General features: G+C 54.8%; 8 protein-coding genes. All 8 read left to right on the top strand.

Translation table 11 applies throughout. The annotated features are described in order from the left end of the window. The first annotated feature begins 9 nt into the window (after positions 1–9). The 8 genes from CFELI_RS11430 to CFELI_RS11395 all read left to right on the top strand — a co-directional run bounded on the left by CFELI_RS11430 (position 10) and on the right by CFELI_RS11395 (position 19,992). A complete protein-coding gene (locus CFELI_RS11430) occupies positions 10–663 on the top strand; it encodes an isochorismatase family protein (RefSeq protein ID WP_277104450.1) in 654 nt (217 codons plus the stop codon). Continuing rightward, positions 663–1,979 (top strand): isochorismate synthase, encoded by a 1,317-nt coding sequence (locus CFELI_RS11425; RefSeq protein ID WP_277104449.1) that lies wholly within the window; start codon positions 663–665, stop codon positions 1,977–1,979. Before CFELI_RS11430 ends, CFELI_RS11425 begins: the two co-directional genes overlap by 1 nt. 3 nt (positions 1,980–1,982) lie before the next feature. Then, entirely contained in the window at positions 1,983–3,599 is a 1,617-nt protein-coding gene (locus tag CFELI_RS11420; protein ID WP_277104448.1) for a (2,3-dihydroxybenzoyl)adenylate synthase, read from the top strand. 96 nt (positions 3,600–3,695) lie between these two features. After that, the gene (locus tag CFELI_RS11415; RefSeq protein ID WP_277104447.1) at positions 3,696–3,917 is read left to right on the top strand and encodes a phosphopantetheine-binding protein; all 222 of its coding nucleotides are present in this window, start codon (positions 3,696–3,698) and stop codon (positions 3,915–3,917) included. Positions 3,918–4,064: 147 nt separating this feature from the next. Continuing rightward, positions 4,065–5,468 carry an alpha/beta hydrolase-fold protein gene (locus CFELI_RS11410; RefSeq protein WP_290259030.1) on the top strand — a complete coding sequence of 468 codons (1,404 nt, stop codon included), beginning with the start codon at positions 4,065–4,067 and terminating at the stop codon, positions 5,466–5,468. Positions 5,469–5,533: 65 nt separating this feature from the next. Beyond that, a complete protein-coding gene (locus tag CFELI_RS11405) occupies positions 5,534–9,397 on the top strand; it encodes an alpha/beta fold hydrolase (protein ID WP_277104445.1) in 3,864 nt (1,287 codons plus the stop codon). 682 nt (positions 9,398–10,079) lie between these two features. After that, positions 10,080–14,978 (top strand): DUF5979 domain-containing protein, encoded by a 4,899-nt coding sequence (locus tag CFELI_RS11400; RefSeq protein ID WP_277104444.1) that lies wholly within the window; start codon positions 10,080–10,082, stop codon positions 14,976–14,978. A gap of 1,114 nt (positions 14,979–16,092) precedes the next feature. Then, complete coding sequence (locus tag CFELI_RS11395; protein ID WP_277104443.1) at positions 16,093–19,992, top strand: DUF5979 domain-containing protein; 3,900 nt, start codon at positions 16,093–16,095, stop codon at positions 19,990–19,992. The last annotated feature ends 480 nt before the right edge of the window (positions 19,993–20,472 follow it).

The raw sequence follows: 20,472 nt of genomic DNA, 5'->3' as shown, positions 1-20,472 counted from the left end.
AGACTTGTAATGGCGATTCCTGCGATTGCCCCCTATGAAATTCCTCGTGTTGAGGCCTCGGGTGCGGCGGCGTGGAGTGTGGATGTGTCGCGTTCTGCGCTGCTGATTCACGATATGCAGAATTATTTTGTGCGCGCGTATCGTGTGTCCGATGAGCCGGTGCGTTCGGCGGTGGCGAATATGCGCATGATGGTTGAACGGGCGCGGGCGCTGGGTGTTCCGGTGTTGTATTCTGCGCAGCCGGTCGCCCAGCATGCGTATCGACGCGGGCTTCTACGCGACGTGTGGGGTGAAGGTATGCAGCGGGCTGAGGATGCAGAGATTATTGCTGAGCTTGCTCCCGCCGAGTGCGATGTGGTGTTGACCAAGTGGCGCTATTCGGCTTTTGAACGCACTGATTTAGAACAGGTGTTAAAGGTTGCTGGCCGCGATCAGTTGGTGATTACTGGCGTGTATGGGCACATGGGGTGCATGGTCACGGCGGTGGATGCGTTTATGAAGGATATTCAGCCGTTTTTTGTTGTTGATGCGATTGCTGATTTTTCCGCTGAAGAGCACGAGATGGCTGCACGCTGGGTGGCGAAACGCGCAGGCTGTGTGGTGTCTTCGGCACAAGTTGTGGAGTCGTGGGATCGGGCGCACACAGCTGGGGGAGATGAGTAGTGGCTGATCATAGTTTTATTTTCACCGGCCCGAACTATACGGTGGCTGCAACGGGGGTGGCTGAAACGTTTGGTTCTTTCGCCCAGGCTGTTGTTGCGAATAAGGAAGGTGCCGTGGTTGTGGGTGCGTTGCCGTTTCATGCCCACGATAACCCGAGGTTTTTCCGCCCCGATGATTTCAGGTGCTGTGAGTCGATTGATGAGGTTGTGTTAGCGGTAGCACGCACACCTGTGCCGCAGGTGATCAACTGTGAGGCGCTACCGAGTCGGGCTGAGCATTGTTTGAAGGTGGCGCAGATGATTGCGCTGATTAATGCGTCTGAGGTGGATAAGATTGTGCTCAGTCGCGCGGAGCGTTTCCGGCTTGCTGCACCGGTGAAACCGGAGCGGATTTTGGCGGGGTTTTTATCCGCCGCCGCGAAAGATACTGTTGCGCAGAACTGGGCTGATGCAGAGGCGCACAAGAATGCGCATGTGGATTGGGTGCTGGCGGATGGTGCTGCTGATGAACAGTCGCAGGTGGTGTCGCAAGGTTTTGGCTATGTGCTTGAGTTGGAGTCTGAAGCCTGTGGTGAAGTGGGGGAGCAGAAGGCGTTTTTCGTAGGCCCAAGCCCCGAGGTGCTCATTGAGAAGCGCGGACGGGTGATTCGTTCCTTCCCGCTGGCAGGTACCACTAGGCGTAGTACTGATCCTGAGGTTGATCAGCACCGTGCGCAGCAGCTGCAGCACAGTGTGAAGAATTTACATGAGCACAAGTTTGTCACTGATGGCATTAAGAGCGTTTTGTCGCCGTTGTGCAGTGAGCTTCATGTTCCTCAGCGACCGGTGTTGATGCATACGTCCCACACCTGGCATTTGGGTACCCCGATTTCTGGGGTGTTGCGTGAGGATGTGGATATTTCAGTTTTAGAGTTAGCACAGCTTTTGCACCCGACGGCGGCGGTGAATGGTTTCCCTGAACGCTTGGTGGCGGAGATTTTGGCGGAGATTGAACCCGAGCGTGGTTTTTATGCCGGTGCGGTGGGCTTTTCCGATGAGAATGGGGATGGTGAATTTCGTGTCGCTATCCGTAGTGCTTATGTGTGCGGCTCCACTGTGATTGCCCGTGCGGGTGGTGGGTTGGTGCATAATTCGCGCCCGAGTGAGGAGTTGGCAGAAACCGATACGAAGCTAGGCCCGATCCGTTCGGTGTTGGGGTTGGGGCGCAATGATTTCCATGATGATTTCGACCCCCTCACCTTTGATTCGACTGCTGTTGATGTGTTTATTCCCGCTTGCATGAAGGATGCAGCTGTGGGTGCTGAAAGAAAGTGTTAACAAGTGCTCTACCCCGATGATGTGTGCGCTGATTACCTGGCGCGTGGACTGTGGACAACTGAGACTTTTGCTGAGTTTTTTGATGTCTGCTCCGATAGATATTCCACCCACACTGCGCTTGTGGGTCACGATCTTGCCGGCACACCTGTGCGTTTGAGCTATACGCAGCTTGCCGACGCCGCCACCGCCGCCGCGATCCTGTTGCGCGAGAAGGGTGTGCAGCAAGGCGACTATGTGTTGGTGCAGTTGCCCAATGTGGTCGAGTTTGTTGTGGTGATTGGTGCATTGTGGAAACTCGGTGCACGACCGGTGATGTGTTTGCCTGCGCACCGGAAGGCGGAATTGTCGCATTTTGCACAGCAATCTAAGGCCCGCATGTTCATTACCTGCCACACGTGGGCGGGCTGTGATCATGCGGCGCTTGCTGCTGAGATCGCCTCCCAGGTTGAAGGTGTAGAGGTGCTGGTGCTGAAATCGGTAGGAGACCTTCAACCAGCTGATCAACCAACGAACACGACGCTAACTCCTGCTAACGTGTCGGCTTTCGATGTGGCCTTTTTACAAGTATCGGGTGGCACTACGGGCATTCCGAAGCTGATCCCACGCTCGCATGCGGATTATTTGTATTCGGTGCGAGAATCTGCGAAGATTTGCCAGCTTGATACTCAGACGAAATTTCTCGTGGTGCTGCCGGTTTCTCATAACTTCACCATGAGTTCGCCTGGAATTTTGGGGGTGTTCTATTCCGGTGGCACGGTGGTGTTGAATGCTGATCCTTCGCCGTCGACAAGCTTCGAGCTGATAGCCAGCGAACGCATCACCATGGCCGCACTCGTGCCACCGCTTGTTAATGCGTGGCTGATGGTGGCTAAGATGCGCACCCCAGATTTGAGCAGCCTGAGAATGCTGCAGGTCGGTGGGGCGAAACTGACCGAGCAGCTTGCGCGCCGGGTGCAGCCGGAATTGGGCTGTCGACTGCAGCAGGTCTTTGGCATGGCTGAAGGGCTGGTGTGCTATACCCGCCCGGAGGATTCCGAGGAGCTGGTGGTTTCTACTCAGGGGCGGCCGATTTCGGCCGATGATGAGATTCGTATCGTTGACGATCATGACCAGCCAGTGCCCCTTGGGCAGCGCGGGCATTTGCTCACCCGCGGGCCGTACACCATCAGGGGCTATTTCGCGGGGGCCGCACCGCACTCTTTTACTGAGGATGGGTTTTATCGCACCGGCGATATTGTGCGCCAACTCGATTCCGGCCATCTTATTGTCGAAGGGCGCGATAAGGATCAGATTAACCGCGGCGGGGAGAAGATTTCTGCAGAAGAGATTGAAGATCACCTCATCGCCCACCCCGATGTTTTCGACGCCGCTGTAGTCGGTGTTCCGGATGAAACGCTGGGGGAGAAATGCTGCGCCTGGATTGTGGTCACTCATCACGACGATACTGCTTCCGCCAAGGAATTGGGGCATAGGCTGCGGCAGCATTTACGCGCCCGGGGTGTGGCGGAGTTTAAGATCCCCGACTTTTTCCAGGTGGTCACTGCTTTCCCCGTGACGGGCGTGGGCAAGACCAGCCGCAAGCAGTTGCGGGCGTTGCTAAAAGATCACTCCAGCACCTAAGTAATTCACACCCATTCTCATTCCCCTTATCACAGGGCACCGCAAAGCTGGTGGCCTGTCTGACACAGACAACTACGACAAGAAAGTGACACAACGATGACTGAAGAGAAAATCCTCAACGATGTTGCCGAGATTTTAGAAACCACCCCTGATGCGCTTGATGTTTCTGCCCCCATCGCCGACCAGGGTTTAGATTCTTTGCGCCTGATCATGATCGTGGAGAAGTGGCGTGCTGAAGGCATTGAGGTGGATTTCCACGACATCTTAGCCTGCAGCACCTTAAACGAGTGGCGTGATGTTGTAGGCGCGCAAAGCTAGACTGCTTGCCGCGCACGCACCCACAGTGCGATGGCTGCGTGCGCGGTGCTGGCGTCGTCACGTATAAGTGTGGGCGCACCCAGCATCGCGGTGGGGGTAGGGGAACGATTCGTGTGATCGACACAGTGAAGAAGATCGAAAGAAACAATGTATGCACCTGATTTTGAGGTAGTGCGGATGCTTAGCGAGCACCCCGACCCGGCGCATGTGTGGGACACCCTTGTTGCTGAGGGCACCCCGCTTATCGATGCCGACTCGACCCGCATGACCTTCCTCATAGAATCCACCGCACCCGCAGTGCACCTGTGGATCAACCGACTCACCGACAAGGAGCGGCACGATCTTGGGGTCATGCAGCACGTGCCGGGGTTGCCGTATTGGGTGAAAACAGTTGCGATCCCCCCTGACCTTATCGCCTCCTACTGTTTCCGGCTCACCGACAGCACCCACCGACCACCCGGGCACAACACTTTCCCGCATCTGCGCGACCCGCATGCCCGCTTCGGCGCGGTGGTCACCGACGAGGATCACCGCCTGGGCACCAGCCTGATCTTGGGTGCGAATGCGGCGGTGGGGCAGGAGTGGCGTGCACTCAACCCGCAGATCCCGCCGCGGGTTCAACGCGGTGCGGTGGCGGTGGGGCACGAAGTTGTACCCAGCTACTTTTTTGCCCCGGCCGTGCCGATGCGCAACGTGCCTGTGCTGGTGCTTCTCGACGCCGACATCTGGTTCGAACGCATGCATCTCGACCAAGCACTCGACTTGGCTATCTCCCAAGGCCGGGTGCCCCCAGTGGCAGTGGTGGGCATTGGTTTCCACAACTCGCAGCAGCGCGCCCGCCTGCTGAACCCTTCCGCAACCAGCATGGGTGTAGTGCTCGATGGCTTATTTGAGTGGGCTCAGACTTCGGCTGTACGCCTTGGTGTGGAAGTTGATTGCGAGCAGGTGGTGATTGCTGGTCAAAGTTTGGGCGGGTTGGCAGCACTGAATGCCGCCATGGCCGAGCCTAGGCGCTTCCGATTTGTGATTGCCTCCTCCCCATCACTGTGGTGGCACCCAGGAAAAAGCCCCAGCCCAAAGGATCTGATCACGCAATCTCAACCGTGGTTTGTTGAAAAAGTAGCCCACACCAAATCCCACAGCGCGGACGCACACAACCACGAAGCAGAACACGACGGTGGGACAACTGACACGCCCACTGCGCCCAACCAGGAAGATATGCGGGAGAAATATATCAGTTATACGCTGCGCACTCCCAGGAAAGCAGCATGGGCAAGCCCAGAAATTAACCAACAAGCACAGCTGCCACCAGCCTATTTAAGCGTCGGCATTCGCGAAGGACTCAGTGTTGCCCACATGCACGGCTTGCAAAGAGCCATGAATTCTATTGGGTGGGCCAACACCTTAGATGTTGCCGATGGCGGGCACGATCTTGCCTGGTGGCGCGAAGCCCTGATTACTCACCTCGGACATGCCTTAAGGCACATACCGAATGCGGAAGTGAACTTCCTCATCCACCAATTCAGTATCGAAGAATCCAGCACCGAATAATTCACACCACAAACCCCCACTCAGCACCACGTGGGAAAACCCACACACACAAAAGGGAGAGACCAATGACCACCCCACGCAAAAAATATCGCCTGCACCCTGGCCAGCGCAGCATGTGGCTTGCGCACCAACTCAACCCCAACTCCAGCGCCTACCACTGCGCCGAACTCATCGAATTTGAGCCCCAAACCCCCATCGACCTCGACCTTCTCGAAAATACGATCCGTCGCTGCCTCGAAGAAATCACAGTCTTTCACCTCGACTACAACGACGCCGAAACCGCCACCTACTACCCCAACCACACTAAAGAACTGCTCATCCACCGCCACCACCTACCTTCAGCCAGTGGTGAAAACCGCCGCGAAACCATCATGGAATGGGCAGAACACGCCATCGGGGCTGCACACTACCCGCAGCTGCGCGGCCGGGCACTGACCGAACACCACCTGATCACCACCGGCGATGGGCACCAGTTCTGGCTCGCCCGCTTCCACCACATCACCGGCGACGGCTTCGCCTTCAACTCCCTGATCACCTGGATCGCGAACTGCTACACCGCCGAACACACCGGACGCCACCACCCCGACACCACCCTCGTATGGGACTACTTCAACACCCGCACAGCAACCACCACCAACACTGAGCACGAAACCTGGTGGGCCAGCAACCCACCCGCACCCGCACCCGCAAGCATCCTCACCACCCCCGCCGCCGACGAAACCCCAGTACAGGCACGGATCAGGCTCAGCAAACAACAGCGCGCCGGGCTGCGCGGGCATACAGAATTCGGCATCATTGTCGCCGCCGTCGCACGCTATATCGCGGGAATTACCGCCGCCGAAATCGGCGAACACATCACCCTAGGCCTGCCATTGATGAACCGGCCACTCGGCGCGAAAACCACCGAACTTGCCCCACTGGTCAGCGTGGCACCACTTGCCATCCCCGTAGGGGCTGGCCCAGAAACCGTTGCCGACATCATGGGCACCGTACGCCAATACACAAGCGTGGGGGTGGAAAAACTACGCGAAATCCTCGGGCTGACCAACCCCACCACACCCTTAACAGGGCCACATATCAACTTCCGCCCCTTCAACCCCACCTTCCGCTTCGGCGATACCCAGGCGATCCTGCATACCATCAGCGTAGGCCCCATCCACGATGTGGAATTTATCTTCCAATCCCAACCCACCGGAGAACTCGACATCATCCTGCTCGCCCGCGGCAGCAACCACCGTGAAGAAATCACCCACCACGCTCAACGCATTGCACACATCCTCAGCCAAATCGCTGCACCCGGCCAGAAACAACTCCCAACCCGCCCCCAAGGCTTGGGTGAGAAAACACACCCCATGTGGGAAGAGGTCGACATCATCCTCGACGCCGAACACGAGCAGCTCAATAACCTCAACAGCACCAAGCAGCCTTTAGCGCATACCAGCCTGAAAGAGCTCATCAACGCAACCCAGGCCACCACAGCAGCCGACCACCCCGCCGTGAAATGGCGCGGACGCTGGTACACCCACGCCGAACTTGACGCCCACACCAACACCTTCCGCACCCTCCTTGCCCCCTACACCATCGGACCCGGCACAATCGTCGCAGTAGAAATTCCCCGCAGCTTAAGCTTTATCGCCGCAATCAAAGCAATCGCCGAAACCGGGGCAGCATTTTGCCCCATTGACCCCGACCTGCCCGATAGCAGGCGCGACTACATGCGTGAAGCAAGCCAGGCAACCATCCTGATCACCGCTGATCACAATGACACCGACGTCGATACGCACTGGGAGGCAACCCCGCTTACCACCGGCCGTCACACCGACCCCACCACCGCCTACGTGCTGTTTACCTCCGGCTCCACCGGAAAATCCAAAGCAACCGCCGTACCCACCGCAGGCATTGTCAACCGACTGGAGTGGATGTGCCACTACTACCAGATCACCCCAAAAGACACCCTGATCCACAAAACCCCCTCCAGCTTCGACGTATCCGTCTGGGAATACCTGCTCATCCACACCCACGCAATCCCCACAGTGATCGCCGAAGCCGGCGCCCACAAAGACCCCGACACCCTCCTTGGCCTGCTTGAGGATGTCACCATCGCCCACTTCGTGCCCAGCGCACTCAAAACCTTCTTCATCGCCCACCCCTACCCCCACCTACCCACACTGCGCGCGATCATCACCTCCGGCGAAGCACTCGACATCGAACTTGCCCAACGCACCCGCAGAGCACTTGGCGTGGAAGTACACAACCTCTACGGGCCCACCGAAGCAGCCATCGACGTCACCGCCCGCACCATCACCGACACCGACACCGAAGTGCCCATCGGACAACCCGTATGGAACACCCAGATCGAAATCCTCGACACCTTCGGCAAACGCACACCCACACGCCACCCCGGCACCCTCTATATCGGGGGCATCCAAGTCGGACTCGGCTACCTCGGCCAAGAAGAACTCACCAGCCAACGCTTTCAACACGGCTACTACAACACCGGCGACATCGCCTACTGGGACCACGGCGAAATCCACTACATCGGACGCAAAGACGGGCAAATCAAACTCCGCGGCCAACGCCTCGAACTCGGCGAAATCGAAACCTGCCTCGCCACCTACCCCGGCATCGGGCAGGTCGCGGTCGCAGTCAAAGAGCGCGCCGGGCACCCGGTGATTGTTGCCTACCGCGTGGGCGGGGATGAAATTGATGAGCAGGAGATTGTTCGTTTCCTGCGCTCCCAGTTGCCGGAGTATATGGTGCCAAGCGCGGTGATGGTGCTTGAGAGTTTGCCGGTGACGATCAACGGCAAGCTTGATGCGAGCGCGTTGCCGACCCCAGAGTTTGGTGCGGATCAAAAGCGTAGCGATGCATTACTGCTGACTGAAACTCAACAGCAGGTCATGGCAGCTTTTAGTGCTGTGATTGGGGTTGAGGTGGTGGATGCTCACGCGAACTTCTTTAGTTTGGGCGGCAATTCCTTGCTGGTGGTGCAGTTGCGTCAGCATCTGGCTGATGCGGGGTATCACTGCACGGTAGGTGATATTTTTGCCCACCCCACGCCGAGTGGGTTGGCTGAGATTATTGAACGCAACGCACAGCAGCTGCCAACTGCGGATTCCGCTATGCGCGCTGAGTTCGGCGCGGGCTTTGCTGAGTGCGTGACTTTTGCTGCACCTCGTGCTGATGCGGACTGTGGCCCAGATATTTTCTGCCTGTACCCGGCTGGTGGGTTGAGTTGGGCGTATACGTCGCTGTTGCCCCATGTGGAATCTGGCCGTGGGGTGTTTGGGATTCAGGCTCCGGGGTTGAATGATTTTTCTGCCCGCGCTGCGAGTATTGCGGATGCTGCGCGCAGTGCGGTTGAGCAGATTATTCAGATGTGTGCGCGTGACGACGCCGGCCAGCGCAGCGTGGATGTGATCGGCTGGTCTGTGGGCGGGGTTGTGGCCCAGGAAGTGGCGTGCCAACTCGTGGAGCGCGGCATAACTGTACGCACTGTGGTGCTGCTTGATGCCTACCCTGCTGAGGTGTGGAAGGATCTTCCGGCACCGACCGATGAGCAGCTGTGGCAGGGTATTGCTGCGATGGCGGGCTTGAAGGATGTGGTGGCTGAAGATGAGGTGTTAGCTGCGCTGCGCTTAAGCCCTGGTGTGTTTTCGGCGCTGACGGATGAGCAGTTGCTGCGGATTCAGCAGATGATTAAGCATAATGCGGCGCTGATGCGTAGTCACTGCACTCGCTATCTTGATCTTGAGGTGTGGCACTTTCTAGCGCAGGCGGATGTTGCCGATCGTGATCGCCGAATTACCCCTGCGGCGTGGGTGCCGAATGTGCGCACGTTGCGTACACGGAGCTTCGATGTGAGCCATCCGGGTATGGTGAGTTCGGCGGTGTTGAAAGAAGTGGCCGAAATTATCCGATACCCCTGAATGGGTGTAGTTTTCACTTGGGGGTGAAGGGGGCACAGGTGTTCCTGTGCTCCCTTAGGGCAGGGAGTGTCTGTGCGAAAAAATTGGGTGTAGACAGGATGGTCAGCCTTGTATATAAAGGTTTATTTATGCATGGGAATTTTGTTGACACTCTCATGAAATGGGAGTGAATTTCATCTGTGTAGTTTTAGGTTTTTGCCCGCTGTGCAGCACTTAATGGAAAGTGGCATTCTTTTTCCCCAAGTTTTCAGGGTTAAAGATCCGTGTATAAAGTTTGGAATATTCTAAGTCTATGCCCGTGATCTGATGAGAGTTTTCTCCAGAGTGTGGATCTATTTTTAAGTTTTGTTCGATTATTTTTCGGCTAGTTTTCGCGAGACTCTTGGACTGTGCCTACCTGCTGAACTGGGGTTTTCGGTAACCGGGGTTAAATTTTCACGGTTTTGCATGCAAAAGGCCAGCTAGTAGCCAGATTTCTGCATTTTATAGAGATCTTAAAAAAGTATTGTGCAAAAATGAAGATGTTTTTATTTATCACTTCCCCTAGGGTTGGTTATGTCTATATCCATCTTTTATGAAGCCTTCGAGAGCCTTAGGGGAAATGAGTTCCCTTAAACCTTTCCGGCGGATGAGGGAAAATGAAAACCATTATTTCTAAATTTTCGTGTGGGGGTGTGTGCTGATGAACCCTCTACGTTCTGTTTTGCGTAAGGGCCTGACCGTTCTTGTCGCCACTACTCTTCTGGGCACCAGCGTTGCTGTCGCCCCGCAGGTTTTTGCTCAAGGTGTCGATCGCACTGATGAGTACGGAACGAGCCTCGAAGTTATTGGAGGTAATCCTCCAGCGAACTTAAGTGAAACTCAGCACTTGGGGAAGCCACTGATGGCTGGTGAGACTTTCAGGCTGAAGTTCAATTGGAGTGCGAATGGCAAAACTAAGCCTAAGAAGGGTGATGTGCTCGCTGTTCAGTTGCCAGCATGGATGGATCCACCCCTTGGTTCCTTCAGTGCGGATAGATTCACCGATTGCCAAGTAACCCCAACAAAGCTGCTGACGTGTGAACTCACCCAGCTTGCCGAAGATGCCAATGAAGGCACTGTTGGTGGCTATTTCGGCTTTGATGTCAAGGCACTTGCTGCCGAAGTGTCCAACGAGGATAAAGATAAGATCAAGTTCGGTGGCCAAACCATCCACGCGTATCAGTATCTGACAGGCGATAACGCTGGCACTATTGGCAAAAAAGAAGCTCCTACTGAGCTATCCCACGAGAAAATTGCTGCGAAGACAGTTAAAGCGGGTAAGCCAAAGCATTTGGGTTACCGAGTTGTGAATGGAGAAAAATTCGCCCTGCTGCGCTGGGATATCAATACCACGGTGATTGATGATAGTGCAGGTGGTCGCCTTGAGATCACCGATGCGCTGGAGCCGGTGACGATCACTGATCCTGATACTGGAAAAGAAATTAAAATCCCCCAGTATGTTGCACCAGCAAGCGCTGCGGTTTTACAGGTCGTACGTCGTGATGCTGAAAGCGTGAATAGTGGCACTTGGTCTACCCGGGATGACAAGCTGTGTGCTGCCACCGGTTATGGCGATAAAGCGCAAAAGGTGAAGTGTGCAGAAGTTGTCGCTCGAACTGACAAGGCCTCCACCTCGCTGATCCTCACACCTGGTGTGCGCGAGACTGTTGATATCGAAGGTTTCGATATGGGGCCTACTGCCTTTACTAAGTCCACGACGGCAAAGATCACGGTTAATAATGTGGAAACTGGTTCCGCTTACCGTATTGCGTTTTACACCTTGGTTCCCACCGATAACCTGCCAGAAAACAAAGGTACTGTGGCAAACCCAAAGGCACGAAACACCGCTGAAGTAAACGGTATGCCTTATTCCTCCGGTGACGTTGAGGTACACACAGATGTATTCGGCGCCTCCTGGGGTGATCTGGATAGCCAAAAAATTGTGGTGAAGAAGCAGATCGACAAGCCTGCGGGTGCAGAGGAACCAGATAAAACTGAGTTCACTGTGACTGCCACCCAAGAAGGCAAGACTTTTGAAAACTGCACCATTAGCGAAGCTACGCAGTGCGAGTTTATCGTTGCTAAAGACAAGCCTTTCGTTCTTACTGAATCCCCAGTGACGGGTTCGAAGTTCGCGTGGGAGAGCACTTTTGAGCAGCCTGCCAGCCAGACCGATAAGAAGACCCCAACCCCCACTTTTGAGCCGGGCAAGGCAACACTTATCCCAGCTGGTGGTGAGGTGTACACCCTTATTCTGAAAAATAGTTACAAGTCTGCAGCCTCCAAGCTGAAGGTGAATAAGAAGGTTGCACTAGCCGAAGGCGCTGATCCTGCACAGGCGGCAGAATTGGACAAGTCTGCAGCTGATGCGAACTTTAGCTTCACCTACTCCTGCACCGCACCGGGCAAAGATGCAGTGAGCAACGATGAAGGCCAGCCACTATCTGTGACTGTTGCCAACGCTGGTGAAACCAAGGCAATCCCAGAAGGCGCAACCTGTGAATTCACCGAAGTGGGAAATACTGTTGCAGGCTTCGCGCACGAAAAGATGACTGTCGCAGTCGGCGATCCAAGCAAGGGGCTGACGGCTACTGTGAAGGAAGGTTCGACCAATACCTTCACCGTCACCGGTGTACCGCAGTCCGATGAGCCACTTGAGCTCACCGTCACCAACACCTACAGCAAAGATGCAGGCGCATTCACGCTGAGCAAAAAGTTCGAAGGCATCGACGCCAAGGATGCGAAGCTTGTGGCCAAGACTTTCAACTTCACCTACACCTGTGGTGATGCCTTGAAGGATGAACCATTGGCAATTGTTGCCAAGGATGGGCAGTGGCAGTCTGCTACCTCCAAGCCAGTGCCAACCGGCCAGGAGTGTGTGATTAAAGAAACCGCGCCTGAAGAAGTTGAAGGCTGGGTGTGGCTAGGTTCCAAGGGTGCTGATGGTGCTGTAGCAAAGGACACCACCATCACCGTTCCGGCAGCTAAGAAGGGCGAAGTAGCCCAGGTTGTATCCACCAACGTCTACGAGCGTGCCAAGACCACTTTCACCGTGGCGAAGAAGCTTGAAGGCGAAGCAAAGGATGATCCGAAGGTCACCGCGGCAAAGTTCGGTTTCACCTACACCTGTACCGTTGACGGCAAGGCAGTAGAGATTGCTGAGCCAAACTTTGAAATCACTGGTGCTGCTGAATGGACTAGCCCAGAGGTTCCGGTTGGTGCTGAGTGTGTTGTTGAAGAAACCAAGGCTGAGATCCCAGGATTTACCTGGGCGGAGAAGCCAGCCGCTGGCGCGAAGGTGACGAAGAGCATCAACGAGCTTGCTGTTGCTGATAATAAGGTTGAGTTCACCAACACTTACACCCGCGATACCGGTACTTTTACCCTTACTAAGAATTTTGAGGGTATCGATGCCAAGGATGCGAAGCTTGTGGCCAAGACTTTCAACTTCACCTACACCTGTGGTGATGCCTTGAAGGATGAAAAGCTCGTTATCGAAGCGAAGGATGGCGTCTGGGCATCTGCTACCTCCAAGCCAGTACCAACTGGCCAAGAGTGCACCATTACCGAAGCCGCGCCTGAAGAAATCGAAGGCTGGGTGTGGCTAGGTTCCAAGGGTGCTGATGGTGCTGTAGCAAAGGACACCACCATCACTGTTCCAGCAGGTACTAAGGATCAAGTCCAGGCAGTGACCGCAACGAACGTGTACGAGCGTGCTAAGACCACTTTCACTGTGGCGAAGAAGCTCGAAGGCGATGCCAAGGATCACGCAAAGGTCACTGCGGCAAAGTTCGGTTTCACTTACACCTGTACCGTTGACGGCAAGGCTGTAGAAATCGACAAGCCAAACTTTGAAATCACTGGTGCTAGTGAATGGACCAGCCCAGAGATTCCGGTTGGCGCTGAGTGTGTTGTTGAAGAAACCAAGGCTGAGATCCCAGGATTTATTTGGGCTGAAAAGCCAGCAGCTGGCGCGAAGGTGACGAAGACCATCAACGAGCTTGCTGTTGCTGATAACAAGGTTGAGTTCACTAACACCTACGCCCTTGACGCCCGCAGCGTGAAGATCAGCAAGAAGGTAGCTGTCGCACAACCTGAACCAGCCCAGGCTGACAACGAGTTCGTTGCCGAAGCAGCTGAGGTTGCAAAGGATAAGGACTTTAACTTCCGCGTTGTGTGTACTTCCGCACTCGTGGAAGAAAACAAGGTGGACAAGGAATTCACGCTGAAAGACGGCGCGACCGAAACCATCGAGAATGTGCCAGCAGACGCAGTCTGTGTGATCACTGAGAATGATCCAGCTGTCAAAGATGCTTCCCTGACCGTGAGCGCAGCTACTGGCGAAGTGGATAAGCTTGGCGAATCCACGGTTGTTGCTGAGGTTGAAAAGACTGAAGCTGCCACCAACGTTGAGGTTGTTAAGGATCTGAGGTTTGGCAAGAACAATGCTGAGGTCGCTGTCACAAACGCATACGCTGCGCACACCGGTACTTTGACTGTTGCAAAGCAGCTTGAAGGCACTGCTGCGAAGCATCCTGTTGCCCAGAATGCACAGTTCGATGTGACTGTTATCTGCGCACAGGATGGTACGGAGTACCTGAACAAGGATGTGAAGGTTTCGGCGAAGAAGAACTTTGTGTTCAAGGGTATCCGCCCTCATTCCGAGTGCACCGTTGCTGAAAAGCTTGACGACGCCGCCATCGCTGAACTGGAAAAGCAGGGTCTGCGTGTGAACAAGGAAGCATCTGCGAAGGTTTCGGAAATCCCAGCCGTGACCAAGGATCAGCCGAATGCTGTTGTCACTGTGACGAATACAATTGATGAGCTTGGTAAGATCTCTGTGACCAAGGTTTTGGCTGGCTTGACCGGCGAAAACCAAGGTAAGGACCGCGAATTCACCATTACCGCCACCTGGAAGGAAGGCGAAGGTGACGCTGCTGTTGAGAAGACTCAGGAGCTTAAGGTGCGTGCCGGCGAGACGAACATCGAACTTCCAGCGCTGCCAGTAGGTACCGAGGTTACTTTGGTGGAAACCATGCCGGAAGATAGTGCTCTTGCAGCATGGAAGACCCCGGAGTACTTCGGTGAGAAGGTTACCGATAGCGGTGCGAACAAGGCAGTTGTCGTTGTTACACCAGACACTTTCGGTGAGGCACTTGCCGTGACCGTACGAAACACCGCGAACCCACCAGCATGGTGGTTGCTCATTGGTCTCGTGCCAGTGCTGGGCACGCTTGTCGCCGCATTTGCACCGAAGATGCCACCGGCTCCAGCGACGCCGGTAGCTCCACAAGCACCTCAGGGTGCTGGTCAGGTAGCACCGCAGGCTCCTCAGGGTGCTGGTCAGGTAGCACCGCAGGCACCATCGAAGGGCATTGCGAAGCAACCTACTCAGGCACCTTCGAAGGGTATCGCTAAGGGTGAGCAGGCGACGCCTGCTACTCAGGCGAAGTCGCAGCGTCAGCTGGCCCAGACCGGTGCGAGCGTACTAGCCGTGCTCCTTATCGGCCTTATTCTTGCTGTACTCGGCGTATTCCTGATTCGCCGGAAGAACAGCTAAAAGCTCCCACACCTGCATATTTTCATTCCCACGGCTTCGCTCCAAACCTCCACCAATAAGGGTGGGGGTACGGGGCAGGGGATGAAGGTGATGTGTGGTGTTGGGTCAAGCGCCCAGTGCGCACAAAGGGAAACGTTTTCTAAGAGAGAAACGTTGCACCTTTGTGTGTCGCTGGGCGCTTTTGTATGCCCTATGTATACAAATGAGCTGGGGGAATGTGGGAGAGGGGTGGCGGGGGAATGAAAGGGAGCGTCTAGGTGTTGTTCACGTGGTTGTGGAGTTGAGGAGGGGGTGGGGCGAGATTTTTTGAGTTTCTTTAAGAAATGTCGCGCGCGGCAGAGGGTGGTGAATGGGGGGATCTTAGAAAAATGGACAATGGTGTACGGGGGAGAACTCAGGCCAAAAAAATGGGGCATATAAAGAGGGAAAGATTTTTAGGCAGTAATGTTAGTGCAGGTTAGGGCATGTTTTGTGGCTGCAGTGATTAAAATAAATAGAGCCTATGAGTGATATTGCGCAAAGGGGTAGTGTGTGCTGTTTTATCTATCACAAAGAGTCTCAAAATAATATAAGTAATTACTGAGAGTTAAAAGGGGAAGGAAAAGCGGCAATAGATATTGTTGAACAATGCCCAGGGTGGAGGTGGGTGGGAAAGGTTGCTGTTGGGGCGGAGAGGTGGCCAAAAGTATGTGAATGTCAAACCCGTTAAAAATTGATATCGACTATCGATATAGTCGGTGAAATTCATGCTTATCGTGTGTGGCGGGGGTGCTATGCAACTTTCGATCGACCAGCATTTTCTGCAGGATCGTAGCTATGAGAGGATGAATATAAGGTGTGTGAGCGGGGGATTGTGGTGGGTGCTGTGGGGTGAGCTTCTGTTGCCAGGTTGTTGATGGGTGAGGGTTGATAGGCGCAGCCTTGTTTCTGAGAAAGATTATTCGTCTGAGTCAATTGAACATAAATTTCATTTGATCTGGATTTGTCTAATTTCTAAGCTAATTTTTGTTTTTCACGAGCAGCCTTTTTCGGGGCGCATTTTTTATGCCCAACAAACACAGACGAAAACATCTTGTGGTTGGTGCACAATCCAGACGATAGGAGACGAACCCAGGTGGTTCAGGATTTTTCCAATAAGCGGCGCGGAGGCGCGCGTGCGCGGGTAGCACTCATTGTTGCAACCCTCGCAGCCTCACTCACCAGCGTTGTAGGCCCAGTCGCTCACGCCGAGGAAGGCGTCGATAAGCGAAAAGACTATGCCACAAGCATTGTTGCCCGCCACAATAAGCAAGTAGTCACCGAGGACACAAAGCCCATCGCGCTCAGCCCAGGGACCAGCTTCGAGCTCACCTTCCATTGGGCGGTGGGCGATAAAGCAAAGCCAAAAGCAGGCGACTACATGCACTTTAAACTGCCTGCGTGGATGGTACCGACAGTTACTAACAACAACCTAGCTGCCGGCGACTACACCACCTGTTCCTTCGAAGCAGGTAAGCCTGATGTGCGCTGTACATTCACCGATTTTGTCGAATCAGCCAACAGCAAAAACATGGATGGTTACTTCGGAATCGAGATGAAAGCACTGGCCACCGACAACCCTGAACCGGTGCGCTGGAACGAAACCGCCACCAATATTTACCAGATGCTCACCAAGCAGCCGACTGGTCGCATTGTTGCCGCTGGTGTCAAAGGCTCCGACGCCAGCAGCTCCCCGCTGGCCAAGGGCGCTAACTGGTCTGCTGACGTCACCCACGAGGGCGCAAAGTATCAGCAAATCCTGTGGTCGGTGGTTGTTCCACCATCAAAGCTGAAGGCCGCGCCAGAAGGCGTGCTGGAAAATAATCGCTTGGTCATCAGCGATGTGCTCCAAAACCTAGAAATCACCCACCCAGATACGGGTGCAAAGGTTTCCTTGCCCCAATTCTTTAGCCCCAAGATTAATGTCACTCTCTCACGCCGCGATGGAGCAGCAGTGACGGATGGCGTGTGGAATATCTCTGGCAGCGGTGGCTGCACAGCTAAGGCTGGCGGTGATCCTGCTGACAAGAGCTACTATCAGGGCACTGATATTCGCTGTGCCGAATCTGTCGCCACCGTCAGTGTAGCCGACGGCACCGTGAACGTGCAGAACGTAAAAACTGAGACAGTGACGGCAACGATGCCACGCGCGGGTCAGATCACGCGCAACAACGAAGTGTCGATTGTCATCGACAACCCTGTACCAGATGCGGCATACCGTCTCACCATGTACACCTGGCTGCCGATGGATTTGCTGCCACCGAACCGCGATGGTTTCGAGCAGTACACGTTGCACAACACCGCGCAGGTGGGCACTGAGGCTGTTGCTGCGCCCAATGGCTTCCACGCATATACTCGCGCGTGGGGTGGTTCGAAGGGTGACCCTGACTTCACCACGGTGAAAATCGCGAAAGCAGTGAAGGAAAACGTTGCAGGTCAGCTGCGTGATAGCGCAGAATTTACAGAAACTGCCTTCCCGGTTGTGGTTAAGGTTGATGGTCAGGTCAGCCAAGACTGCACGGCGGTTTCGTCGCTGAAGCCCTGTGAGGTGAAAATCTCGAAGGGGCAGTCGCTGGAAATCACTGAGCCGAAGCCAACAGTGGGTGGTTTTGCGTGGAAAGACGGTGTGTTTAGCGTCAAGGACGACCCATCACGGAAGACTCAGGTTGAGGTTGCTGGAAATGCCGTGCGCATTCCGGCGGGCGCTGGTGTGTTGGGTGAGAAATTCACTGCTGTCTTAACCAATGAGTTTTCTAAGACTGGCGGCAGCTTTGCAGTGCGTAAGTCGGTTGTGATTGATGATCAGGCTGTGGCGGCAAACAAGGAGTTCAGCTTCGAATACGTTTGCGAGCTTGGTGATGAGGTTGTTGGTCATGGCACGATCACAGGTGTGCGCGAAGGTGTGGCACAGAAGGTGGATAAGACTTTCCCTATCGGTGCTGTGTGTGAGATCGCTGAGAAGCGTGACGACGCCGCCATCACCGGATACACACTCGGCCAGACCCCAACCCAGCGCGTAACCATCGGCAACGCCGGTGAGGTAGCTACCGCTGAGTTCACCAATACCTACAGCCGTGACATGGGTAAGTTCCAGGTTCAGAAGGTACTCACCGGTGATGCGGTACCCCGCAACGACTTCACTGTTGAGTACACCTGCACCGACAACCCAGCGCTCAAGCGCACCTTGACTTTCGCAAAGGGCGACACCACAACTCAAGATTCCGTGGCGTTGCCAACCGGCACCAAGTGCACCGTGACTGAAAAGGATGCACAAGTTCCAGGTTTCACGTGGACCCACAGCATTAAGAAGGGCGAAGAACTCAGCAACGAAGTTGTGATCGCTGCGGATAGCACCCCTGTGGTGACCGTGACCAACAACTACGCAACCCAGTACGGTGGTTTCCAGATCGCAAAAACTGTGGTGAACCAGGGTGCTGATATCCCTGCCACCTACGATTTCACTGCAGTGTGCAAGGACAACGCTGGCGTGGAAATTCTGAATAAGGACTACACCCTAACCCCAGGCACCCCAACCGAGCAGGTGAAGGTTCCTGTTGGTTCCACCTGCACCATCAGCGAAAAGAACGATCCAAGCGTTGATCCTGTGAAAGTGGGTTGGACCAAGTCTTTCACCTTGGCTAAGGACGATGCGCAGCCTGAGGCTGTTGCTGGTGAGGATGTCACCTTTACTGTTGAGAACGAAAACACCGTGTACTTGGTTCATGCAACCAACACCTTTGTTCGCCACACGGGTACCGTGACCGTGGCTAAGACCGTGTCTGGTCCTCAAACCGACGCATTGGCTGCACGCGACTACACCTTCAACCTCACCTGCACCGATGGTCAGAAGGCGACTGTGACCGCGAAGGGTGATGGCGTTGCAGTTCCTGCAGGCATCGACGTTCCGGTGGGCGAGAGCTGCACCGTAACTGAAGATGCTGCTACTGCTCAGGCAAACAACTTCGACCTGGTTGTACCAGCTGCCCAAACCGCAGTTGTTGAGCGTAAAGATCAGGTTGTTCCACTGCGATTCGATAACGCCTATACGCAGCACACCGGTACTTTCAGTGTGGCTAAGAAGATCGACGGCCCACAGTTGCCGGTACTGGTGGACAAGGAATACATCTTTAACGCAACCTGCACCGACGGCCAGAACACCACCGTGAAGGTCAAGGGCACTGGCGAAGCTGTTACCGCCGATGTGCGTCTGCCAATCGGCATCGAGTGCACCATCACGGAAGATGCTGCCGCAGCGCAGCAGGCACACTTCGACGTGGTTGTTGCACAGCCACAAAAGGTAACGATCGCGAAGAAGGATGAGGTTGTTCCAAGCACCTTCACCAACACCTACTCTCAGCACATGGGTACTTTCAGCGTGGCTAAGCAGGTCAACGGCTTGATGGATTTCATGGCAGCAAAGCACGAGTTTGCTTTCAACATCACCTGCACCGATGGTCAGAAGGCAACTGTGATTGCCAAGGGTGATGCGAAGCCTGTCGCTTCCGGTGTGATCGTCCCCGTGGGCACCGAGTGCACCATTGCCGAGGATGCCGCTGCAGCCCAGGTCACCGCATTTGATGTGACCTTGGCACCGGAGCAGAAGGTGGTTGTTGAGGCGAAGGATGAGAATAAGACTCTTACCTTCATCAATGAGTATGCGATCATGCCGTGGGTTCCAGCAGTTGCGATTGCTGTGCCACTGGTGGCTGCCGGGGTTGGCGTGCTGGCGAGCATGCCAGTAAACCCAGCACCTGTCGCGGTATCCCCACAGGGCCCAGCAACTGTCGCTGTTTCCCCGCAGGGTCCAGCATCTGCACCTGAGCAGGCTCAGGTTCTGGCGAAGACCCCAGTGCAGAAGGGTATGGCTAAGCAGGCCGCTCCTGCTGCGAAGAAGCCTGCACTGGCAAACACTGGTGCAAGTGTTCTGGGAATCGTAGTTTTGGCTCTTGCCTTGATGGCAGCTGGCGTATTCTTCATGCGCCGTAAGCAGAGCTAAACCAAACACATAAATTTCTACCCTTCCATCTCAAAACCATGTACTTGGGTGCGAGGTGGGAGGGTAGTTTGCTCGTGCGTGATTCTTATTTTTGCAGGCGGGCAAAATTGTGAAAAAGGTGCGTGCACGAGAATGAAAATGTTCTGTGCGCTTGCCAAGTGTTCGTGTTAACCCGCTGTATGCCTGAGCATTGTATTTCACGAAAGATGAAGGGAATAAAGTTGCGGGAACCAGCGAGTTAACCCAGTTCTGTGAGTTTATCGATCAGCGCGGGCATCGCGGAGGCACAAGTTCTCTCACCTTGACTTGTGAAATGTGGATTGAGTTCAAGGTGATCAATATTTGCACAAGCTTGAGCGAATTCTGCGATGGGAAAATCCGCACAGATATTCTTTTTCCCGACAATAAACCCTAGCCCGGATTTTTCATGGGTGTGGGGTGAAAAGGTGAGCAAAAAGTAAAGAAAGTGCTTCTTGACCT

Source organism: Corynebacterium felinum (assembly GCF_030408755.1).
GTDB classification, from domain to species: Bacteria; Actinomycetota; Actinomycetes; order Mycobacteriales; family Mycobacteriaceae; genus Corynebacterium; species Corynebacterium felinum.
The sequence above is the reverse complement of the archived record's forward strand: the minus strand, read 5'-3'. Positions and strand labels throughout refer to the sequence as shown.